15 protein-coding genes are annotated in these 18,513 nt (G+C 31.1%); 10 read left to right on the top strand and 5 right to left on the bottom strand.

Annotation, left to right across the window (positions count from 1 at the left end):
- Positions 1 to 254: 254 nt before the first annotated feature.
- From MW871_RS12745 to MW871_RS12735, 3 genes are all read right to left on the bottom strand, one after another.
- The gene (locus MW871_RS12745; RefSeq protein ID WP_248428915.1) at positions 255 to 767 is read right to left on the bottom strand and encodes a hypothetical protein; all 513 of its coding nucleotides are present in this window, start codon (positions 765 to 767) and stop codon (positions 255 to 257) included.
- Between the two features lie 164 nt (positions 768 to 931).
- A complete protein-coding gene (locus MW871_RS12740) occupies positions 932 to 1,243 on the bottom strand; it encodes a helix-turn-helix domain-containing protein (RefSeq protein ID WP_248428914.1) in 312 nt (103 codons plus the stop codon).
- A gap of 4 nt (positions 1,244 to 1,247) precedes the next feature.
- Positions 1,248 to 1,586: a type II toxin-antitoxin system RelE/ParE family toxin gene (locus tag MW871_RS12735; protein ID WP_248428913.1), complete on the bottom strand. Its 339-nt coding sequence runs from the start codon at positions 1,584 to 1,586 to the stop codon at positions 1,248 to 1,250.
- 447 nt (positions 1,587 to 2,033) lie between these two features.
- On the opposite strand from MW871_RS12735, the gene MW871_RS12730 reads away from it, so the two are divergent.
- The 3 genes from MW871_RS12730 (at position 2,034) to MW871_RS12720 (ending at position 5,625) form a co-directional block, all read left to right on the top strand.
- Positions 2,034 to 3,152: a vWA domain-containing protein gene (locus MW871_RS12730; RefSeq protein ID WP_248428912.1), complete on the top strand. Its 1,119-nt coding sequence runs from the start codon at positions 2,034 to 2,036 to the stop codon at positions 3,150 to 3,152.
- A gap of 139 nt (positions 3,153 to 3,291) precedes the next feature.
- Complete coding sequence (locus tag MW871_RS12725) at positions 3,292 to 4,755, top strand: AAA family ATPase (protein WP_248428911.1); 1,464 nt, start codon at positions 3,292 to 3,294, stop codon at positions 4,753 to 4,755.
- A 276-nt stretch (positions 4,756 to 5,031) separates the two neighbouring features.
- Positions 5,032 to 5,625 carry a 2OG-Fe(II) oxygenase gene (locus MW871_RS12720; RefSeq protein ID WP_188050892.1) on the top strand — a complete coding sequence of 198 codons (594 nt, stop codon included), beginning with the start codon at positions 5,032 to 5,034 and terminating at the stop codon, positions 5,623 to 5,625.
- Positions 5,626 to 5,946: 321 nt separating this feature from the next.
- Here the strand turns inward: MW871_RS12720 and MW871_RS12715 are convergent, their stop codons facing one another.
- Positions 5,947 to 6,942, bottom strand: a complete 996-nt coding sequence (locus tag MW871_RS12715; RefSeq protein ID WP_248428910.1) for a metal-dependent hydrolase — start codon at positions 6,940 to 6,942, stop codon at positions 5,947 to 5,949.
- Between the two features lie 256 nt (positions 6,943 to 7,198).
- Here MW871_RS12715 and MW871_RS12710 point away from each other — a divergent pair, with 256 nt between their 5' ends.
- Positions 7,199 to 8,053: a DMT family transporter gene (locus MW871_RS12710; protein ID WP_248428909.1), complete on the top strand. Its 855-nt coding sequence runs from the start codon at positions 7,199 to 7,201 to the stop codon at positions 8,051 to 8,053.
- A 157-nt stretch (positions 8,054 to 8,210) separates the two neighbouring features.
- On the opposite strand, the gene MW871_RS12705 is transcribed toward MW871_RS12710, so the two are convergent.
- Positions 8,211 to 8,957 (bottom strand): GYF domain-containing protein, encoded by a 747-nt coding sequence (locus tag MW871_RS12705; protein WP_248428908.1) that lies wholly within the window; start codon positions 8,955 to 8,957, stop codon positions 8,211 to 8,213.
- A 383-nt stretch (positions 8,958 to 9,340) separates the two neighbouring features.
- On the opposite strand from MW871_RS12705, the gene MW871_RS12700 reads away from it, so the two are divergent.
- The 6 genes from MW871_RS12700 (at position 9,341) to MW871_RS12675 (ending at position 18,450) form a co-directional block, all read left to right on the top strand.
- Positions 9,341 to 9,910, top strand: a complete 570-nt coding sequence (locus MW871_RS12700) for a Crp/Fnr family transcriptional regulator (protein ID WP_248428907.1) — start codon at positions 9,341 to 9,343, stop codon at positions 9,908 to 9,910.
- Positions 9,911 to 10,079: 169 nt separating this feature from the next.
- Positions 10,080 to 11,240, top strand: a complete 1,161-nt coding sequence (locus MW871_RS12695) for an MFS transporter (RefSeq protein ID WP_248428906.1) — start codon at positions 10,080 to 10,082, stop codon at positions 11,238 to 11,240.
- 337 nt (positions 11,241 to 11,577) lie between these two features.
- Complete coding sequence (locus MW871_RS12690) at positions 11,578 to 12,132, top strand: RNA polymerase sigma factor (protein WP_210646445.1); 555 nt, start codon at positions 11,578 to 11,580, stop codon at positions 12,130 to 12,132.
- A gap of 66 nt (positions 12,133 to 12,198) precedes the next feature.
- Positions 12,199 to 13,413, top strand: coding sequence for a FecR family protein (locus MW871_RS12685; RefSeq protein ID WP_236023950.1), 1,215 nt, complete (start codon positions 12,199 to 12,201; stop codon positions 13,411 to 13,413).
- Between the two features lie 99 nt (positions 13,414 to 13,512).
- Positions 13,513 to 17,013, top strand: a complete 3,501-nt coding sequence (locus tag MW871_RS12680) for a TonB-dependent receptor (RefSeq protein ID WP_248428905.1) — start codon at positions 13,513 to 13,515, stop codon at positions 17,011 to 17,013.
- A 12-nt stretch (positions 17,014 to 17,025) separates the two neighbouring features.
- On the top strand, positions 17,026 to 18,450 hold the full coding sequence (locus MW871_RS12675; protein WP_248428904.1) for a RagB/SusD family nutrient uptake outer membrane protein: 1,425 nt from the start codon (positions 17,026 to 17,028) through the stop codon (positions 18,448 to 18,450).
- Positions 18,451 to 18,513 lie beyond the last annotated feature (63 nt).

Below are 18,513 nucleotides of genomic sequence, written 5' to 3'. Positions count from 1 at the left end.
TGTCCAATAATCATTTTTTTCTTGATAGAAATGAATATAAATTTTTGAAAAATAGATAAAAAGTAACTCTAAATATTTCATTTATTATTTTCTAATTTTCGTTTTGCTCGACGCTTGCTGCTAACGTCTTGGCGCTTGCCGAGGTTGGGGACTTTTGAAACCGAGTATTTTCGGCTTAACGTAAATGTAATAAAAAAAACGCTAATTCCACTAAATCCCCAATCTTGGCAAACGGCTGTTGTGCGTTCGTTTATTTATTTACATTCAATTTTTCCTTTAAAATAGTATTCAGTTTTTTTTCTGAATTTCCAAAATTCACTCGGAATATTTGTTTCTCTAATTTTCAATAAATAGAAAGTAGAAATTTGTTTTGAATTTTGTTCAAATGGATTTTTGTTGATATTAATTTTTGCATCAATTACTTCATATTCTGTTTTTGAACCATCTTCCACATCATCGCTATATGAGTATTTAATATTCTCGATTTTTAAGTTTTTGTCAATTTCAATTTCAATTATAGTTGATTCATAACCATCATTTTTTGAGTTTAGTATTTTTAAATTTTCATTATTTAATTCAATTTTTGAATATCCATTATCAAAATCTTGAATACTGTCTTTACAAACAAATAAGTTTTCAAATTCAGAATATTGACTAAACATTTCAACGCTAATTTTGGCTTTTCCAAAATCCTGTTTTTCTTGTTTTGAAATTCCGTTACAACTCAAAAACAGAATTAAAATTATTATGTTAAGTACTATTCTCATTCGGTTTTTCGGTTAAATGACGCACAACGTCTTGGCGCTTGGCGAGGTTGGGGAGTAAAGATGCGAGATTTTTCCATTAAACACAAATTTTCCAAGTACAAAACCATCTTTAAATTAAGCCTAAAACCCCAATCTCGCCAAACGGCTGTTGTGCGACGGCAATTTTAGTGGATTGCTACATTCTGATTCAATAATTCTACATTAAAGTTAATCTTAGCATTTAAAGCACGAAAAACTTTAATAATTGTATCGAATCTAGCGTCAGTTAAACTATTTTCAATTTTAGAAATTTGAGCCTTTTTTACACCAACTAATTGTCCTAATTGTTCTTGTGTCAAGTTTCTTTCTTTTCGAATTTGTTTAATTGTTTGACCTATCAAATCAATTTTTAATTCGTTTTCAAAATTGTCTCTGTTTTCTGTTCCTTTTTCTCCAACGAATTTATCTGTTACTTCATCTAAACTGTATGTTTTCATAATCTTATTTTTTTTCGTTAAAATATTTTATTCTTAATGATTCTGCTCTTTCAATTTCTACTTTTGGCGTTTTATCTGTTTTCTTTATTATACCGTGAGTAGAAATAACAATCGTATCTTGTTTATCTGATTTATCCCAAAAAGCAAACAATCTTAAATATTGTTTGTTGTATAAAGTTCTAAATTCCCAAATTTCTCCATCGAGTTTTTTAAACAATTCATTATCATTTACGCTTCTCGATTTCCAAATATTGTAAAGAATTTTTTCCTTAGATTTTTGGTCTAAACTTTCCAAAAACTCTAGAACAGGTTCAAGAAATTCAACATTAAATTTATAATCCATTTTCTACTATTCTTAATTCGCAGTAAAGATATAAGTTTCCTTTTTAAGAAACAAATGTTGTTAGGATTTTCGGTCGCTCATTGCTGTCGTACAACTAGTATATATGTATGACTAAATTATACCCATACAACCAATTTATGGTGGATTGGTATGACTAAATCATAGTTTATTTATATTTCAAATGTATTAATAAATTCTTACAAATAGATTTAAATTTTCTAAATAGATACATTTTTTAAATTTGTCTACTGACTGATTTATGTTACCAAAGTGTCAACAGATAGATTTCCTTCATTAGGGATATTATAAACGCAAATTACGACTGAACTTTAAAATACAAGTGTGTGGTGAACAATTATTTCTAAATGGGTTTCTAAATCTCATTTAACTAAAAATTAATAAACGTTCGTTTGAAGTACGCTATAAAATGATGTAATTTTAAAGTCTATGGAAAATGTAAATAAAAAAGGTTTCTTTTTCAAGCAATATGAACCGCCATTTCAGTCCCCGTTTGACAAACTCTTTGGTATTTTCAAGGAATTAATAACGCATACTTCGGGAGATTTTGATGAAGCAATCGATTGGTTGAGAGAATTAGACAAGGAATATAAACTCACCGACGAACACTATACCATTGATGATTTTATTGAAGATTTAAGAAAAAAAGGATATATTCGTGATGAACTGAAAGAGGACGGGACTTCGGGAACCGGGATCACTGCCAAGACGGAACGTGCGATAAGACAGCAGGCTCTGGATACTATTTTTGGAAACTTGAAACGTTCTGGAAGTGGGAATCATAAAACAAAACATGCAGGAAGCGGAGACGAACATACAGGCGAGTTTCGGGAGTTTCATTTTGGAGACGGATTAGAACGTATTTCACTAACAGAAAGCTTGCGTAATGCCCAAATCAATAATGGCGTCGATGATTTTATGCTAACCGAAAATGATTTGGTTGTCGAGGAAACACAGTTTAAATCACAAATGAGCACGGTCTTAATGATTGATATTAGCCACAGTATGATTTTGTACGGCGAGGATCGTATTACTCCTGCTAAAAAAGTGGCGATGGCTCTTGCTGAACTCATTACTACGCGTTACCCAAAAGATACTTTAGATATTTTAGTTTTTGGAAATGACGCTTGGACTATTCCAATTAGGGATTTACCGTATTTAAAAGTAGGTCCTTATCATACCAATACGGTTGCTGGATTACAATTGGCTATGGATATTTTACGTCGCAAACGAAATACCAACAAGCAAATTTTTATGATTACCGATGGAAAGCCAAGTTGCGTGCGCGAGAAAGATGGATCCTATTATATGAACAGTAACGGTCTTGACGAATATATTGTGGATAAATGTTACAATCAGGCGCAACAAGCTCGTAAATTACATATTCCGATTACAACTTTTATGATTGCGAATGATCCATACCTGCAACAATTTGTAAATCATTTTACCGAAGCCAATCAAGGAAAAGCATTTTATACGGGGCTAAAAGGATTGGGAGAAATGATTTTTGAAGATTATGAAACCAATAGAAAGAAGAGAATAAAATAGTGTTGAATAATGAGTTGAAACATAGCTTTGAACACTTAACTTAAAAATATTATTAGAGAATAATAGTAATAAAAATTAAAATAATCTTGGTGAACTTTGTGCAAAACATTGTAAACCTTGTGGTTAAAAAACAACAAATATGAAAATAGAAGATATAAAAACACTCGGGGAATTAAAAAAATCAGGATACGAAAGCAAAAGTATTAAAGATGAATTGCGATTAAATTTAAGACAAAAGATAAAAGCTGGGCAAACTACTTTTGAAGGAGTTCATGGTTTTGAGAATACGGTAATTCCAGAGTTGGAACGAGCAATTTTGTCACGTCATAACATCAACTTATTAGGTCTTCGTGGTCAAGCCAAAACGAGATTGGCACGTAAAATGGTAGAATTATTGGATGAATATATTCCGTATGTAAGCGGTTCTGAAATTAATGACGATCCATTGAAACCGATTTCGCGTTTTGCGAAAGATATTATTGATTTAAAAGGCGATGATACTCCAATTTCATGGTTGCATAGAAGCGATCGTTTCTTTGAAAAATTAGCAACTCCAGACGTTACCGTAGCAGATTTAATTGGTGATGTCGATCCTATTAAAGCGGCAAATTTAAAATTATCTTATGCTGATGATCGTGTGATTCATTTTGGAATGATTCCGAGAGCGAATCGCTGTATTTTTGTGATCAACGAATTACCTGATTTACAAGCTCGAATTCAAGTTGCATTGTTTAATATTTTGCAAGAAGGGGATATCCAAATTAGAGGTTTTAAGTTAAGAATGCCTCTGGATATGCAGTTCGTTTTTACAGCAAACCCAGAAGATTATACCAATAGAGGAAGTATTGTGACGCCGTTGAAAGATAGAATAGGTTCGCAAATATTAACCCATTATCCTGACACGATAAAAATTGCAAGAACAATTACGGAACAAGAAGCCAAGTTAGATACATTGCAGAATGATATGGTTTACGTTCCTTCTTTAGCGAGAGATTTATTGGAGCAAGTTAGTTTTGAAGCCAGAGAAAGTGAATATATTGATAACAAAAGCGGAATTAGCGCGCGTTTGAGTATTACGGCTTTTGAGAATTTATTAAGTACTGCCGAAAGAAGAGCTTTGAAAAATGGAGCCGATAAAACTACGGTTCGCTTGTCAGATTTTATGGGAATTATTCCTGCAATTACTGGAAAAGTAGAATTAGTTTATGAAGGAGAGCAGGAGGGAGCCGCCGTAGTCGCACAGCACTTATTAGGTGATGCGATCCATACTTTTTTCCCTGCTTATTTTCCTAAGATTGAAAAATTAGAAAAGCAAGATGAAAAAACAGCTTACACGGATATTATCGAATGGTTTTTTGCCGAAAGTGGTTTCGAGTTATTAGACGATTGTACGGACGAAGAATACCAAAGAATTTTAGGAAGTATTGTTCCGCTTGAAATTTTAATTAAAAAATACCAACCACAACTCGCCAATGAAGACAAATTCTTTATGAAAGAGTTTATATTATGGGCTTTGGTCGAATATAAAAAATTAAGTAAAGATCGTTTTTCCGAAGGCTATCAGTTTAAGGATATTTACGGTAGTTTTATCAGTAAACTGTAATATAAAAAGGGTTTAGATTTATTTCTAAACCCTTTTTTATTTTGAAATTCCTATATTTTAAGCGTAAATTAGCAGATTGCTTATTTTTTTAGAAGATTTAGAAAGATATTATTTTAAAAAAAAAGAATTTAAATTTTAGATTTTTATAATAGTGCTTTTAAAAGCCAACGAATCTCCTGTAAAAAATCATGCATATTTATTTCACAATAAAGTAATGCTATTTTTTTTTATTCTACTTTTGCTTGTTGGCGGTCTAAGCAGTCAATGAAAATTGACATGGAAAATAATTTCGAGACTTTGATAGCCACTTATATTGAAAATAAAGTAGGTATATCTGAGCATTTCTTGAGTAACACTTTGGCGAATAACTTAAAGCTAAATTTAATTGCTCTTAACACTAAAAGTTTATTGGTTGATGCAGGAATAGGCAACGCCGAAAAGGTTTCCTATGATGGAGCAATTCGGAGTGATTCTATTTATTGGTTAGATAAAAAACACAATAATGCCTTCGAAAATGAATTTTTTGCCCAAATAGAAGAATTCATTTTATACCTCAATCGAAGCTGCTTTGCAGGAATTACTAGTTATGAGTTTCATTATTCTTTATATGAATCAGGTGATTTTTATTTAAAACACTTGGATCAATTCAAAAATAATCCCAGCCGAAAATACTCTATGATTAGTTATTTGAATGCCGATTGGCAAGAAAGTGATGGGGGCGAATTGCTTATTCATCAACAAAATAATAATCAAAAAATAGCACCCACTCAAGGTAAAACAGTTTTCTTTAAAAGTGACGAGTTAGTGCATGAAGTTTTGATTACGAATAACACTAGAATGAGTATAACGGGTTGGTTAAAAAGTGATTAATTTTTTTAATACAAATTATTTATATTGTCAAATCGAGCTTACGCGAGATTTTTTTTAATAATTAGTTAAAAAAAGCGTCTCGACTGCGCTCGACCTGACAGCTACACTAAATATTGTCTAATGGAGCACAGTCGATATTCTTTATAGATATTAATTGAAAAAAGCGTTTCGACTGCGCTCGACGTGACAGCTACACTAAATATTGTCTAATCGAGCGCAGTGAAGATTCTTTATAGGGATTACTTTAAAAAAGCCTCTCGTATGCACTCGACGTGACAGCTTAATCTACGTCAGTCGATATTTAATTTAGTAAAAAGTGATTTAATTCCCTTTTAAACGAGTGAATATCTTTTGGAGTAATTTTTTTCCATCTCTCTTACTTTTAGGGACTTCGATCGCATGCATTCCAGCAGGATTTTGAATAAACTGGTAACTAAAAGCAAATTGTGGGTTGGTTGGATTATCATTTAAAAGGCCAAAACGCAGATCGTTAAAATATAAATCCCCGTCTTTTTTTGAAATAATATACCAACCTTCGCTAGCTTTTTTGAGTTTTTCAAAATCTGAATTTCCTAGCAATTGCTTTTCTAGAATCTTATTTTTACTGTAAACAACAAATGAAATGGGTTGTGTGTCAAAAAGGGAATAATCGCTTAATAAATAATTGTCTGAAGTAGCGACGTTTGCATTCCATAAAATCAAATTAAAAGCAGTTGGTTTTACAATAATTTCAGAATATTGAATTCCTTGATTTTTTAGTGCTTTTTCAAATTGTGATAAGGTGTAAAGTTTTATAAAACAAGATAAAAGCAAATAGAAACTACTGATTATTAATCCTCTGATGATGTATTTGTTACGCAGTGTCGTGTTCTTTGTTTTCCATACGAATACTAATGCTACAATAAGCGGAATTGTATAAAGTGGATCAATTACAAAAATAGTTTTTAATGCCAATCGTGGCTCTAAAGGCCATAAAATTTGAGTTCCCCAGGAAGTAAACATATCTAGCAAAACGTGAGTCAGTAAGCCCCAGAAAGCCATATTAGTAGCAGAAAAAAAGATGATTTTACCTTTCTCAAGCTTAGAAATTAGCCAACCCAAAACCGGACTAATTAGCAAAAAAAGAAAAAGAGAATGACTAATGCCACGATGAATTAATATAGCGTCTACAGGATTTATGAACAATCCAACTATCACATCTAAGTCAGGTAATGTCCCTAAAATTGCACCGTAAATAAAGGTTCTGTTTTTAAGTTTTTTTCCAGCGCATACTTCGGCAACTGCAATTCCTAAAACGATTTGTGTAAAAGAATCCATAATGCGAAAGTAAGCCAAATCAATTGACTTCCCAATTGATGTGTTCTGAATTTTAGTAAAATCTATTTGTTAACTTTTTAAACTATTGATGTAAATTAAAAGAATTGTAATAACTCAAAATATTAAATTCTTTATGGCTTTGTGTTTTGGCGGGGACAGAAAGTGCTTTTAAGTTGTACTTATAATAAGGTTTAATTTTCTAAAAAGAACTATTTTTAAACCAATAAAGAGTATTTTTGGACTCTAAAAATTTATTATGCTTTTTCTAATTTTAAGTATTATTTGTAGCGTTACTGTGGGTGTTATTTTTAAAATAACTCGCAAATACAATGTCAATAATTCACAAATTGTAGCAGCAAACTATCTCTTTGCTATAATTCTTTGCTATTTGTTTTTTAGTCCTAATTTGAAGTCAGTTGACACAGAATCGCCTTGGACTTTGTACATCGTTATTGGACTTTTGTTGCCGTCCGTATTTTTATTTTTGGCTGCTTCAATCAAGCATATGGGAATTGTAAAGACAGATGCAGCACAACGACTTTCACTATTTATTCCTATTCTAGCCGCTTGGTTAATCTTCAAAGAAGACTTTAATTCATTAAAAATTATTGCATTTTTAATTGGTTTACCAGCAATACTATTGATTCTCTCAAAACCATCTGAAAACACCAAAAATAAATGGATATATCCTGCTATAGTTTTACTTGGTTTTGGTTTAATAGATATTCTTTTTAAACAAATAGCATCGTACACCACTTTGCCTTATACCACTTCCTTATTTGTAGTTTTTTGCATTGCTTTGCTAATTATGGTTGCTGTTGTTATTTATGAATGGATAGCTAATAATGTCCGTTTGCAGATTAAAAACATCGCTTTTGGAGGTTTAGTTGGTTTTTTTAATTTTGGAAATATTCTTTTCTATCTCAAAGCTCACCAAGCATTTTCCGAAAATCCTTCGACTGTATTTGCAGGAATGAATATGGGTGTAATAATTTTAGGAAGTCTTTTAGGTATTTTTGTGTTTAAGGAGAAATTGTCTAAAATAAATTTAGCGGGACTTTTTCTAGCTTTAATAGCTGTTGTTTTAATTGTATTATCGCAAATAAAATAATTTTTAGATTTAATTTATAGAAGGAATAAGGCTTTAATGAAAAACTAATATGATTTTAGTAAGCATACAAAAAAGCAATAGCTTAATATAAAAATAATGAATTATAATTCTATATGAATCTGTATTTTAATTTCTAATTTGAAATATGAATTTTAATCTATATTTTTATTTTTTCTAATTCTAAAGAGATATGATCCATTTCTTTTTTTAATTCAACTACTTCATTATCTAAAGAGTCAATCTCTTTTTGGCTCGAATTAATTTCTTGTTCTCTTTGAGTAGCACATCTTAAAAACTGAAAATCTTGGGCTTTATTTAATTTATTCTTGGCTTGTTCTAGAGCGCTAACAGATTTAAAAAGTTTTTCCTGAACTTCTACAAGTCTGCTATTTAGTGTTGCTTTTCTTTCTTTTAGAACTTTTTCAAAAGCTATTTTTTCTTGTTCAATAATTTGATTTTTTTGTTCTTTAATTGTTTTTTCTTGTAATTGAAATTGAAGATTTTCTTTTTCAGTTCTAGTGTTCTTTTGCTCTAATTCAGCACTTCTTTTATTTTCAAAATAAGTAAATACAGAACTTGCTATAAATAGTGTTACTAGGGCTATTAGTACATAAAAAAATGTTTTATTGATGCCTAATATTTTTGAATTGGCTGTTGGCTCAGTTGTTTCAGTTTCCTCAAGGCTACCTATTTCAGTTTGTGTTGTAGGTGTTACAAAATTATTAATCAGTGGCGGTACAATTACAAATAATGGTTGCAATTCCGTTATTTCTCCAGCATATTTCCAATCCTCCATTCCTGCACACCATACAGGAGTTGTCTTTGCAATCATTTTTGCTTTTAACTCATCAAAATCAAAGGGACCAGTACTTTCAGTACCATTATGGATGTAATAGGAATTCATGCTGTGAATTTTTGCTTTTAAATTTCAAAAATACAAAACAATTTCATTTTAACTTTATATTAATTTATATTACCATTTTAAACAAGAACAATAGTTGGTTTTAGCTTTTCTTTTTTGAATAAAATTTTTATTTAATAATACACCATTGTTATTTTATAATACTAAATAAGATTATTAATTATCGAAATTAAAAAAATAAAGTGAGTTCAAAATATTTGTACATAATCAATCTAGTTTTTTTATTTCTAATGCAATTATGATAATTGCTTTTGAAAAGATTTAAAAAGTAGAGAAATTGGAAATTCATTAGTTAAATATAAAAACGAAAATTTGAATTTATTTTTGCATTTTTGAATGTTTTTCTAATTCAACAATAATTTTAAATGTATTCTCTTTTAAAAAAATATATTACAGATCAAAGCACAATAAGTGAAGCTGATTTAAAGTTAATTTTTTCTTGCTTTAAACCCATTGAGACTAAACGAAACGAAATTCTTATTGATTTTGATACAATTTGTAATTATTACTATTTTATAAATAAAGGTTCCTTAAGATTGTACACATTAAATACGGACGGAACAGAAAATTCAAGGTATTTTGCTTTTGAAGGAATGTTTTGCACGGCATTACCTAGTTTTATTGATCAAAAACCTGCAGCAGAATATTTGCAAACTATAGAAAAATGTGAATTACTAGTAATATCAAGAACTGATTTTTATAAATTAATCGATCAGTTTCCAGCATTCGATAGTCTTTATAAGAGGATTTTAGAATTGGGTTTCATTACTGCACAACAACGTATTTATAGTTTTCAAGGCAATAATGCTTTAGAAAAATTGAAATGGATCATCAAAAATCAACCTCATTTTTTATTACGAGTGTCTAATAAGATGGCAGCTTCTTATCTAGGTATTTCTCCTTCTACTTTAAGTAGGATAAAATCGCAATTGTAATTTTTTTAAACGTTGATCTATGACAATGTTTTTTAATATTATTCTATTTAATTTTGAAAAAAAAAATAAAGCATTTGCTTCTCAGTCTTCGCAATTGTTTATAAGACTGAATGTATCAATGCCTTTTTTTTATAAAATTTCTATTTAATTTCTATTTCTAAATCATAAAATGAAACAAGTTACTCTTAGCAATCAAGTACTCTATTTATTGAGTATTTCCGCTGGTTTGGTGGTTGCCAATTTATATTATAATCAGCCATTATTGCATCAAATTGCAGTTAGTTTTAAGGTTACAGAAGCAGAGGTTAGTAATGTAGCGCTGTTTACTCAATTAGGTTATGCCTTAGGATTATTGTTTATTATTCCCTTGGGAGATAAAGTTTCTAATAAGAAAATATTGCGATTGGATTTTCTAATCATGGTTATTTCGTTGTTGGCAGCAGGATTTGCAAAATCACTTTTAATATTAACTATCAGTAGTTTTCTTGTTGGTTTTACCTCCGCTATACCACAATTATTTGTACCAATGGCAGCACAACTCTCTGATGATAATAATAGAGGTAGAGCAATAGGTATTGTGATGAGCGGTTTGCTAATTGGTATATTAGGAAGCCGAGTGATTAGTGGTTTTGTAGGAGATCAGTTTGGATGGCGTGTTATGTTTTATGCAGCAGCAGTAATGATGGTTTTATTGTACATTATATTAAAGTACAAATTACCAACCATTGCACCCGTATTTAAAGGGAGTTATGCTAGCTTAATGAAATCACTTTATCATTATTTTAAAACGGACGGTTCTCTAAGATTGGCAACATTAAGAGGAGGATTAGCCTTTGCAGGGCTTAGTGCTTTTTGGACTACATTGGTTTTTTTGATGCAGGATTCATTTGGTTTCGGAAGTGCCATAACCGGTGCCTTTGGAATTCTTGGCATAGTTGGCGCATTAGGTGCTACTGTAGTTGGTAAAATTAGTAGTTCTGTGAGTAATCATACCGTTATATTAGCTGGAACATTACTTTTAATTCTTTCTTGGATAATACTGTTTTTTTCGGGTAATTCACTAATAGGTCTGATGCTGGGAGTTTTACTAGTCGATTTAGGATTGCAATCCTTGCACATTACGAATCAAAAAATTATTTTTTCTAAAAATCCAGAAGCTAGAAATCGGGTGAATACTATTTATATGGTTGGTTTTTTTATTGGAGGTGCTTTTGGTACTGTTGCTGGCGCAATGGCGTGGGGAAATTACAAATGGGTGGGAGTTTCGACACTTGGAATCGTTTTATCAGTTCTTATCTTAATAGTGCATCTTGCTTTTCGAAAAAAGTAATCTTTTAGCAGCTTGTTTGCATTTATTTTAAAGAAAATGTTAAATAATAATTTGAGATTAGTTTTTAATGGATCAAACTGTAAATATTTTAATATAAGACTCTTACTCACTAACCGTAATAGAATCTAACGTTCATTTTTTGTAAATAAAAATGTACAATGCTGTGCAGAAGTTAACTTTGTAAGGTTTATAGATTTGATTTTGCTTGAAAATAGTCTATATTCGGGCAATATTTATGACCCATTATTTTTCTAAAACTATTCGTTTTTCAAAATTAATCTGTTTGTAGTGTATCATTTAAATCTAAAACCACTTTTCCTAGTAGCAATCATTCTTTATGAAGTCACAAGATTTATTAATCCTTGAAAAACTTAAGGTGGGAGATTCTTCTGCTTATAAAGAATTGTTTGACCTATATTATATGCCACTCAGTGTTTATTCCTTAAAATACTGTGACTCATTTGAATTAGCTGAAGATATTGTTCAAGATTTATTTATTAAATTTTGGGATAAAAAAATCTATTTAGATTTGGATCAAGCAATAAGTCCTTATCTTTTTAAAGCTGTAAAAAACAACAGTCTAAAAGCCGTAAAAAAGCAAAGTAAATACTTTTTTGAAGAAATAGAAGATCAAGTTAATGTGTTAATGGAAGAGGAACGACTTGATTTAGAGTTTCTAGAGCAAGAAAAACAGAAATTATATACAGAAATTGAAGCTTTACCATTAAAAAGTAAAGAAGTTTTTAAAGCCATTGTATTAGAAAATCAAAAATACAAAGAGGTTGCATTAGAGTTGGGAATATCAGTAAATACGGTTAAAACGCATTACTCAAGAGCGTTAAAACAACTTCGGAATTCATTAGATGTTATAGTAATGTTACTTTTAGTTTAAAAAAAAATTAAATTCTTGTCACCCATTTTTCATCTTTTGTACTCTGTATAATATAAGATGACACAAATGAACACTATTCCTCAAAATATTTTAGAAATCCTTTCCGTTTATATTTCAAAAGAAATAAACGAAAATGAATTCTCTGTTTTAAAAGATTGGATAAATGAATCGCCAGAAAATAAAAAAGCTTTTTCTGACTACATACTTTTTTATAAAAAAACAAAACAAATTCTTTTTGCTGGAAATATTGATAAAGATAAAGCTTGGCAAAAAGTGGTATCGCAACTAGATACTCCGCTTAAAGTACAAGAGGATGTGTTGGCTTTAAATGAAACCAAAATCAGATTTTTGAAAATAGGTTCTGTATTTTTAAAATATGCAGCAGTAATATTAATTCTAGTTTCTGTTGGTTATTTTTATTTCGATAAGGAAGCTATCTCTCTTAAGCCCGTTTTAGAAAATCCTATTTCTCAAGAAGGAATCACTCTTCAGTTAGCTAATGGCGACATACAAGTTATTAAAGAGGATGGATCAACTCAAGTTTTAGATGCTAATGGTACCGTAGTGGGAACTCAAAAAGGCAATCAATTAGTATATAGTAACGCTGCCGCAAAAGATACTCTGGTTTACAATACAATAAAAATACCTTACGGAAAACGTTTTGAACTCCAACTTTCGGATGGAACCAATGTACATTTAAACGCGGGAACTTCATTAAAATATCCTGTTCGATTTATAAAGGGATTGAATCGTCAAGTTTTTTTAAATGGAGAAGCCTATTTTGATGTTACCAAAGATCCTAAACATCCCTTTATAGTAGGGTCAAACGATATGAATGTTAAAGTTTTAGGTACCAAATTTAATATGACCTCGTATCAGGAAGATGCAAAAACATATACAGTTTTGGTTGAAGGAAGCGTGGCTGCATCAAGTAAAGTAGTAGCAAATGAAGAAGTACTGTTGAAACCTGGTAACAGAGCCTTTTTTGAAAATAAGCATTTAAAAACGGAAGCTGTCGATGTTAGGAAATACATTGCTTGGGTTTCTGGAGAGTTAATGTTTATAGATGACTCTTTTGGTGTCATTACCAATAAATTAGAAAGAAAATACAACGTTGATATTGTAAATAACTACGAAGAATTAAATGATATTATGATCACTGCCACTTTCAAAGAAGAAAATATTGATCAGGTTTTGAAAACCTTTCAAACCTATAAGGCCTTTAACTATACCATTAATAATAGAGTAGTAACTATAAATAGACCGCAGAAAATGAAATAAAAAAAAACCAAAAAAAAAGGAAGGTGCGCCAACACCTTCCCTTATCATTTGAAAAAGTGATTTAATCTAAAACTAACAAATTAAACCCATTGTAAAATTATGAAAAAACAACGAACTAAAGGTGCGTTGCTGCGCATTTTGAATAACTCTAATTTAAAGATGAAATTCTCACTCCTATTTTTATTCACCACTCTTATGCAAGTCAGTGCATCAAGTAGTTACGGTCAAAAAAATACAGTTACCATGGATGTTAACGGGGTAGCATTGACCAATATTTTTCAGATTATTGAAAATCAAACTGATTTTCATTTCTTTTATAACAGAAATGAGCTGAATGTTAATCAAAAAATTGATTTAAATGTTGATAAAACTAAAGTTGTAGATGTTCTTGGAAAACTATTTAGTAATACCAATATTTCTTATCAAATTTTAGGCAATCAGATAGTTCTTAAAAAAGTAGAAAAAAACAATAGTTTTGAAATTCCTTTTGCAACGGAACAAAAGCAAGTACAAGGAATTGTTACTGACAAAGCGGGCTTGCCTCTTGTGGGTGTTTCTATTATGATCGAAGGAACAAAAGTCGGTACATTGACTGATTTTGACGGAAAATTTAAATTGAATGCTGATGCTGCGGGGAGAATTTTGCTTTTTTCACATTTGGGTTATGAGTCAAGACGTATTGCTTATGCAGGTGAATCTCCATTAAAAGTAGTTCTGCAAGAAGAATTAAATGAACTACAAGAGGTGGTACTTGTAGGTTATGGTAAGCAAAAACGCAGTGAATTTTCTGGTGCCGTTTCTTCTGTGAGTGCTAAAGATATTATTCAATCAGCAACAGGAACCGTAGGTTTTGATAGAGCTTTAGGAGGATTAGTAAAAGGAGTTCAGGTATCTCAAAATACAGGTCGTCCAGGTGCTCCTGTTCGTATTAATATTAGAGGTATAACTTCACCATTATCTTCTGTAGGTGGCGGATTAAACCAACCTTTATTTGTAATTGATGGAGTGCCGTTTAATATGGATGCTTTACAAGGTGCAAATCCTTTATCTACATTAAATCCTAATGATATTGAGAGTTTTGATGTGTTAAAAGATGCTGGAGCCACTTCTATTTATGGATCTCGTGGTGCTAATGGTGTTATTATCATTAAAACTAAAAGAGGTAAAAAGGGGCAAGCACCAAGAGTAAATTTCTCTTATGCTACAACATTAGCACAACCTATTAAAACCGTATCGGTGTTGGATGCAAATCAATATAAAAATTATTATAATTTGATGTTGTCTAATAGTGTTGATGCGATGAATAATGGTCAATTAGATCCTTTCTTTGCTTTTGACTTTCAAGAGATTGCTGACGTAGAATTAGATTTTGATACTTTCACTGTAAATTCTAATGGGATGAGACCCGATTACTTTGGAACTTCAAATACCAATTGGAACAAACAAGTTTTTAGATCTATGGCGGTCACTAAACAAGCTAATTTAAGTTTGAGTGGTGGTAGCGATAAAACGAATTATAATTTTAGTACTTCATTTATAGATCAAGAAGGCTTGACTGTTAATGATAACATGAAACAGTATAATTTAGGTCTTTCGATGGATACTGATGTTACAAATTTTGTAAAAGTTGGAACCTCTATTAATGTGGGACATACTCAAGAAAAAAATGGAGACAATGACGTATTAAATCAATATACTGTAAATACTTCTATCGCACGTGCACGTCCGGATTTAGCACCAAGAGATGCTAACGGAAAATTAGCGGGACAGCCAGATTATCAAAATGGGTTTATGACCTTAGAGCCTAATCCTTTAATGCGTTTAAGTAATAAAACGGATAATAAAGCCTATAATTTTATTGGTAGCGCATATCTTGAAGTAGAGCCATTAAAAGATTTGAAACTGAAAACGGATGTAAATGCTTCTGTGTTTTATAATAAAAACAGTTCATTTATTCCAAAAATTGCACAAACTGATTATCTGTTTTTTCCAACGGACTCTTTCTTAAACGAAGCGGATGGTTTAGTGTCTAACATTACTACCAATTTAACAGCAAATTACAGTTTTTTAATATCCAATCATAAAATTGGTTTATTAGCTGGAGCTGCTTGGGATCGTACGAGTTTCAATAATTCAAACCATTTTTATACTGGTTTTCCAGATGACGAAATTCTTATTAACGCCAATTCTGCAAGAGCGGTACTTGGGTATTCAAGTGTTCGTTTAGAAACTGGATTATATTCCTTGTTTTCTCGTTTAAACTATACTTACAAAGATTTGTATAATGCAACTTTGAATTTTAGAACGGATACTTCTTCAAAATTTGGTCCAAATAACAAAAGAGGATATTTTCCATCTTTGTCAACGAGCTGGAATATTTCTAATGAAGAGTTTCTATACGGTGTAGAGGATATAAGTAGTTTAAAATTAAGAGCAAGTGTGGGTAGAGTTGGATCTACTAACGTTTCTGACTTTGCATATCTGCAATTTTTTCAAAATCAACCAGGAAGTCTTTACAATGGTGGTTCAGCTATAATGCCTGATAATAATTTTCCAAATCCAAATATTGGTTGGGAAACAACTGACGAAGTTAACTTGGGTCTAGATTTTGGATTTTTTAATAATAGATTAAAAGGAAGTTTTGATATTTACGATAGAAAAACTACAGGAGCTTTAGTAAAAACACCTATTCCTTTTGAATTAGGTCCTAACTCTTACTTTTCGAACTTTATGGATGTTTCTAATAAAGGTATAGAGGTTAGTTTAGGTGGTGATATCATTAGAAATGAAGATTTTGTATGGTCTACCAACGTAAACTGGTCACTAAATAGAAATAAGTTATTAAAATTAAACGGAGCTAGCATTAATCCTTACCAATTGGATTTCTTTATTGAAGGGCAACCAGTAGGAACTATTAAAGGATATAAAGTAGCTGGAATTTTTCAATCTCAAGATGAAGTAGATGCTTTGAATAATGCATCACCTACTGGTTTTTATGATAAAATGTCAACTACAGTTGGAGATTTTAAAATGATAGATACCAATGGTGATGGTCAAATAACGGCTGATGATAGGGCAGTAATTGGTAATATTCAACCAAAATTCTTTGGTGGAATTTCAAACACATTCGCTTACAAAAGTTTTAGTCTTAGCGCATTGTTTCAATATTCAGTAGGAGCAAAATCAATTTGGAATGCAATTCCTACTAGTACGCTAAATTCATTGGGAGAAAACAAGTACAGTGAATATGCTTTAAATACTTGGACTCCTGAAAATCCAAATGCGCGTTATGCAAAAACAGTTTATACCGATCCTTCTGCGAATGGAAGAACATCAGATAGATATGTTTACGATAGTTCTTATTTAAGATTAAAAAGCTTGCAGTTTAGTTATAATTTCGATAAAACAGTATTAAATAAAATTGGAATTGATAAAGCATCACTAACATTAACTGGTACAAATTTATTGACTTGGACAAAATGGCCTGGAATTGATCCTGAAACTTTCTCAGAAAGAGGAAATATTACAGATCAAGTGAGTAATGAGGATCCATATCCTTTGGCAAAATCATTCTCTTTTGGAATTCAATTACAATTTTAAATCTATCAACTGATGAAACAATATATAAAAAAAATTAAAACCGTTTTATTTTTGGCACTTGCAACAAGCATTTCAAGTTGTAGTATTGATGATATAAAACCATTTAATAAATTAACTCCTGACGATGCAGTAAGAGATGAAGCTTCGGCTCAATTAGTACTAAATGGTGTTTATAATTCAGGAAGAGCGTTTGATGTTAACTTTTTCCCTTTGCATTTAGCCGCTTTGGGGATTGAAGGTACTTTTTCAACTGGTATTAGTGGTAGTAAAGGTTTCAATACCAATGAAGTTCCAGTGGATAATATCTATTTGACTAATTTGTACAATGGTCATTACAAAACTATTAATTCTTGTAACTTTTTAATTCAAGAATTAGAAGCAGGAAAGGCTATTGGTATCTCAGAAGAAAGAAAAGGAGAAATGCTTTCTGAAGCTAAGTTTCAAAGAGCTTTTGCTTATTTTAATTTACTTCGCTATTTTGGAGAGTTTTATAATTTAAACTCTACTTATGGAGTAGTTTTGAGAACTGAGTTCTCAACAACGCTTGACGCAAAACCAAGAAATACAGTAGCAGAAGTTTACAAACTAATTGAAGAGGACTTGCTTTTTGCTTCGGATAAAGGACCTATTTATATAGACCACTTCTATACGGGGAGTCTTGCTGCAAAAGCTTTATTATCTAAAGTATATTTATACGAAGGGAAATTTACTGAATCAGCCACTTTAGCTGATGATGTGATCAGCAATGGTCCCAATGAAGGATATGAGTTAGAATTGAATTATGCTGATATTTTTGCAAAAAGTTTTAGATCTTCAGAAGTTATTTTTGCACCATTTACTGGTCCAGATAATGAAGGTAAAACAGCGATGTATCAAGTAAATAGAATGAAGTCTAGCAATACATTTAAAACGTTGGCTGATGTACAAAAAGGCACTTCAAATGATGGAAGTTTAGTAGGTTCTGGTTCTGGTTTCGACCCTCGTTATGCATTCGCTTATTCTGATAACACGAAAAAAGGGAACGGAAATGGTAAATATCCATTTGCAGACAACCAACAATCTCAAGGTAATACATTATATCACTTGCGTCTTGGTGAGATTTATTTAATCAAAGCGGAAGCCGAAGCGAGAAGAACAGGCGGAGATCTTGATATTGCATTAGAAAGTCTTAATGATATTAGATTTCGTGCAGGAGTAGATTTAAAAACTCTTTCTGATAAAGCGACTTTATTAAATGACATCCGTGAGGAAAAATTACTAGAACTTTTCTTTGAAAATGGAGAAAGTTGGTTTGATATTGTTCGTTATGTTAATCTTGGAAATCTTACAGCTTCATCTGCTAAAGCCAGTTTAGTTTCTCCAAATCAATTTGTATTACCAATACCATTGCAAGTAATTGCCGGTAATAAATTTATAATTCCAAACAAAGGTTATTAATCCTAACCACTTAAAGTGAGAGTGCTTAAAAAGCGTTGAATAAATTCTATTCTAACTAATTTA

The sequence above is a fragment of the Flavobacterium pygoscelis genome (assembly GCF_023162025.1).
GTDB classification, from domain to species: domain Bacteria; phylum Bacteroidota; class Bacteroidia; order Flavobacteriales; family Flavobacteriaceae; genus Flavobacterium; species Flavobacterium pygoscelis.
Note: the sequence above shows the minus strand (reverse complement) of the source record. Positions and strands in the feature narration are given on the sequence as shown.

Bases quoted from the DNA above. Each gene is read 5' to 3' on its own strand.
- MW871_RS12680 (WP_248428905.1), top strand. From the start codon at position 13,513: ATGAAAAAACAACGAACTAAAGGTGCGTTGCTGCGCATTTTGAATAAC.
- MW871_RS12675 (WP_248428904.1), top strand. From the start codon at position 17,026: ATGAAACAATATATAAAAAAAATTAAAACCGTTTTATTTTTGGCACTT.
- MW871_RS12685 (WP_236023950.1), top strand. From the start codon at position 12,199: ATGAACACTATTCCTCAAAATATTTTAGAAATCCTTTCCGTTTATATT.
- MW871_RS12725 (WP_248428911.1), top strand. From the start codon at position 3,292: ATGAAAATAGAAGATATAAAAACACTCGGGGAATTAAAAAAATCAGGA.
- MW871_RS12695 (WP_248428906.1), top strand. From the start codon at position 10,080: ATGAAACAAGTTACTCTTAGCAATCAAGTACTCTATTTATTGAGTATT.
- MW871_RS12720 (WP_188050892.1), top strand. From the start codon at position 5,032: ATGGAAAATAATTTCGAGACTTTGATAGCCACTTATATTGAAAATAAA.
- MW871_RS12745 (WP_248428915.1), bottom strand. From the start codon at position 767: ATGAGAATAGTACTTAACATAATAATTTTAATTCTGTTTTTGAGTTGT.
- MW871_RS12740 (WP_248428914.1), bottom strand. From the start codon at position 1,243: ATGAAAACATACAGTTTAGATGAAGTAACAGATAAATTCGTTGGAGAA.
- MW871_RS12715 (WP_248428910.1), bottom strand. From the start codon at position 6,942: ATGGATTCTTTTACACAAATCGTTTTAGGAATTGCAGTTGCCGAAGTA.
- MW871_RS12735 (WP_248428913.1), bottom strand. From the start codon at position 1,586: ATGGATTATAAATTTAATGTTGAATTTCTTGAACCTGTTCTAGAGTTT.
- MW871_RS12730 (WP_248428912.1), top strand. From the start codon at position 2,034: ATGGAAAATGTAAATAAAAAAGGTTTCTTTTTCAAGCAATATGAACCG.
- MW871_RS12705 (WP_248428908.1), bottom strand. From the start codon at position 8,957: ATGAATTCCTATTACATCCATAATGGTACTGAAAGTACTGGTCCCTTT.
- MW871_RS12710 (WP_248428909.1), top strand. From the start codon at position 7,199: ATGCTTTTTCTAATTTTAAGTATTATTTGTAGCGTTACTGTGGGTGTT.
- MW871_RS12690 (WP_210646445.1), top strand. From the start codon at position 11,578: ATGAAGTCACAAGATTTATTAATCCTTGAAAAACTTAAGGTGGGAGAT.
- MW871_RS12700 (WP_248428907.1), top strand. From the start codon at position 9,341: ATGTATTCTCTTTTAAAAAAATATATTACAGATCAAAGCACAATAAGT.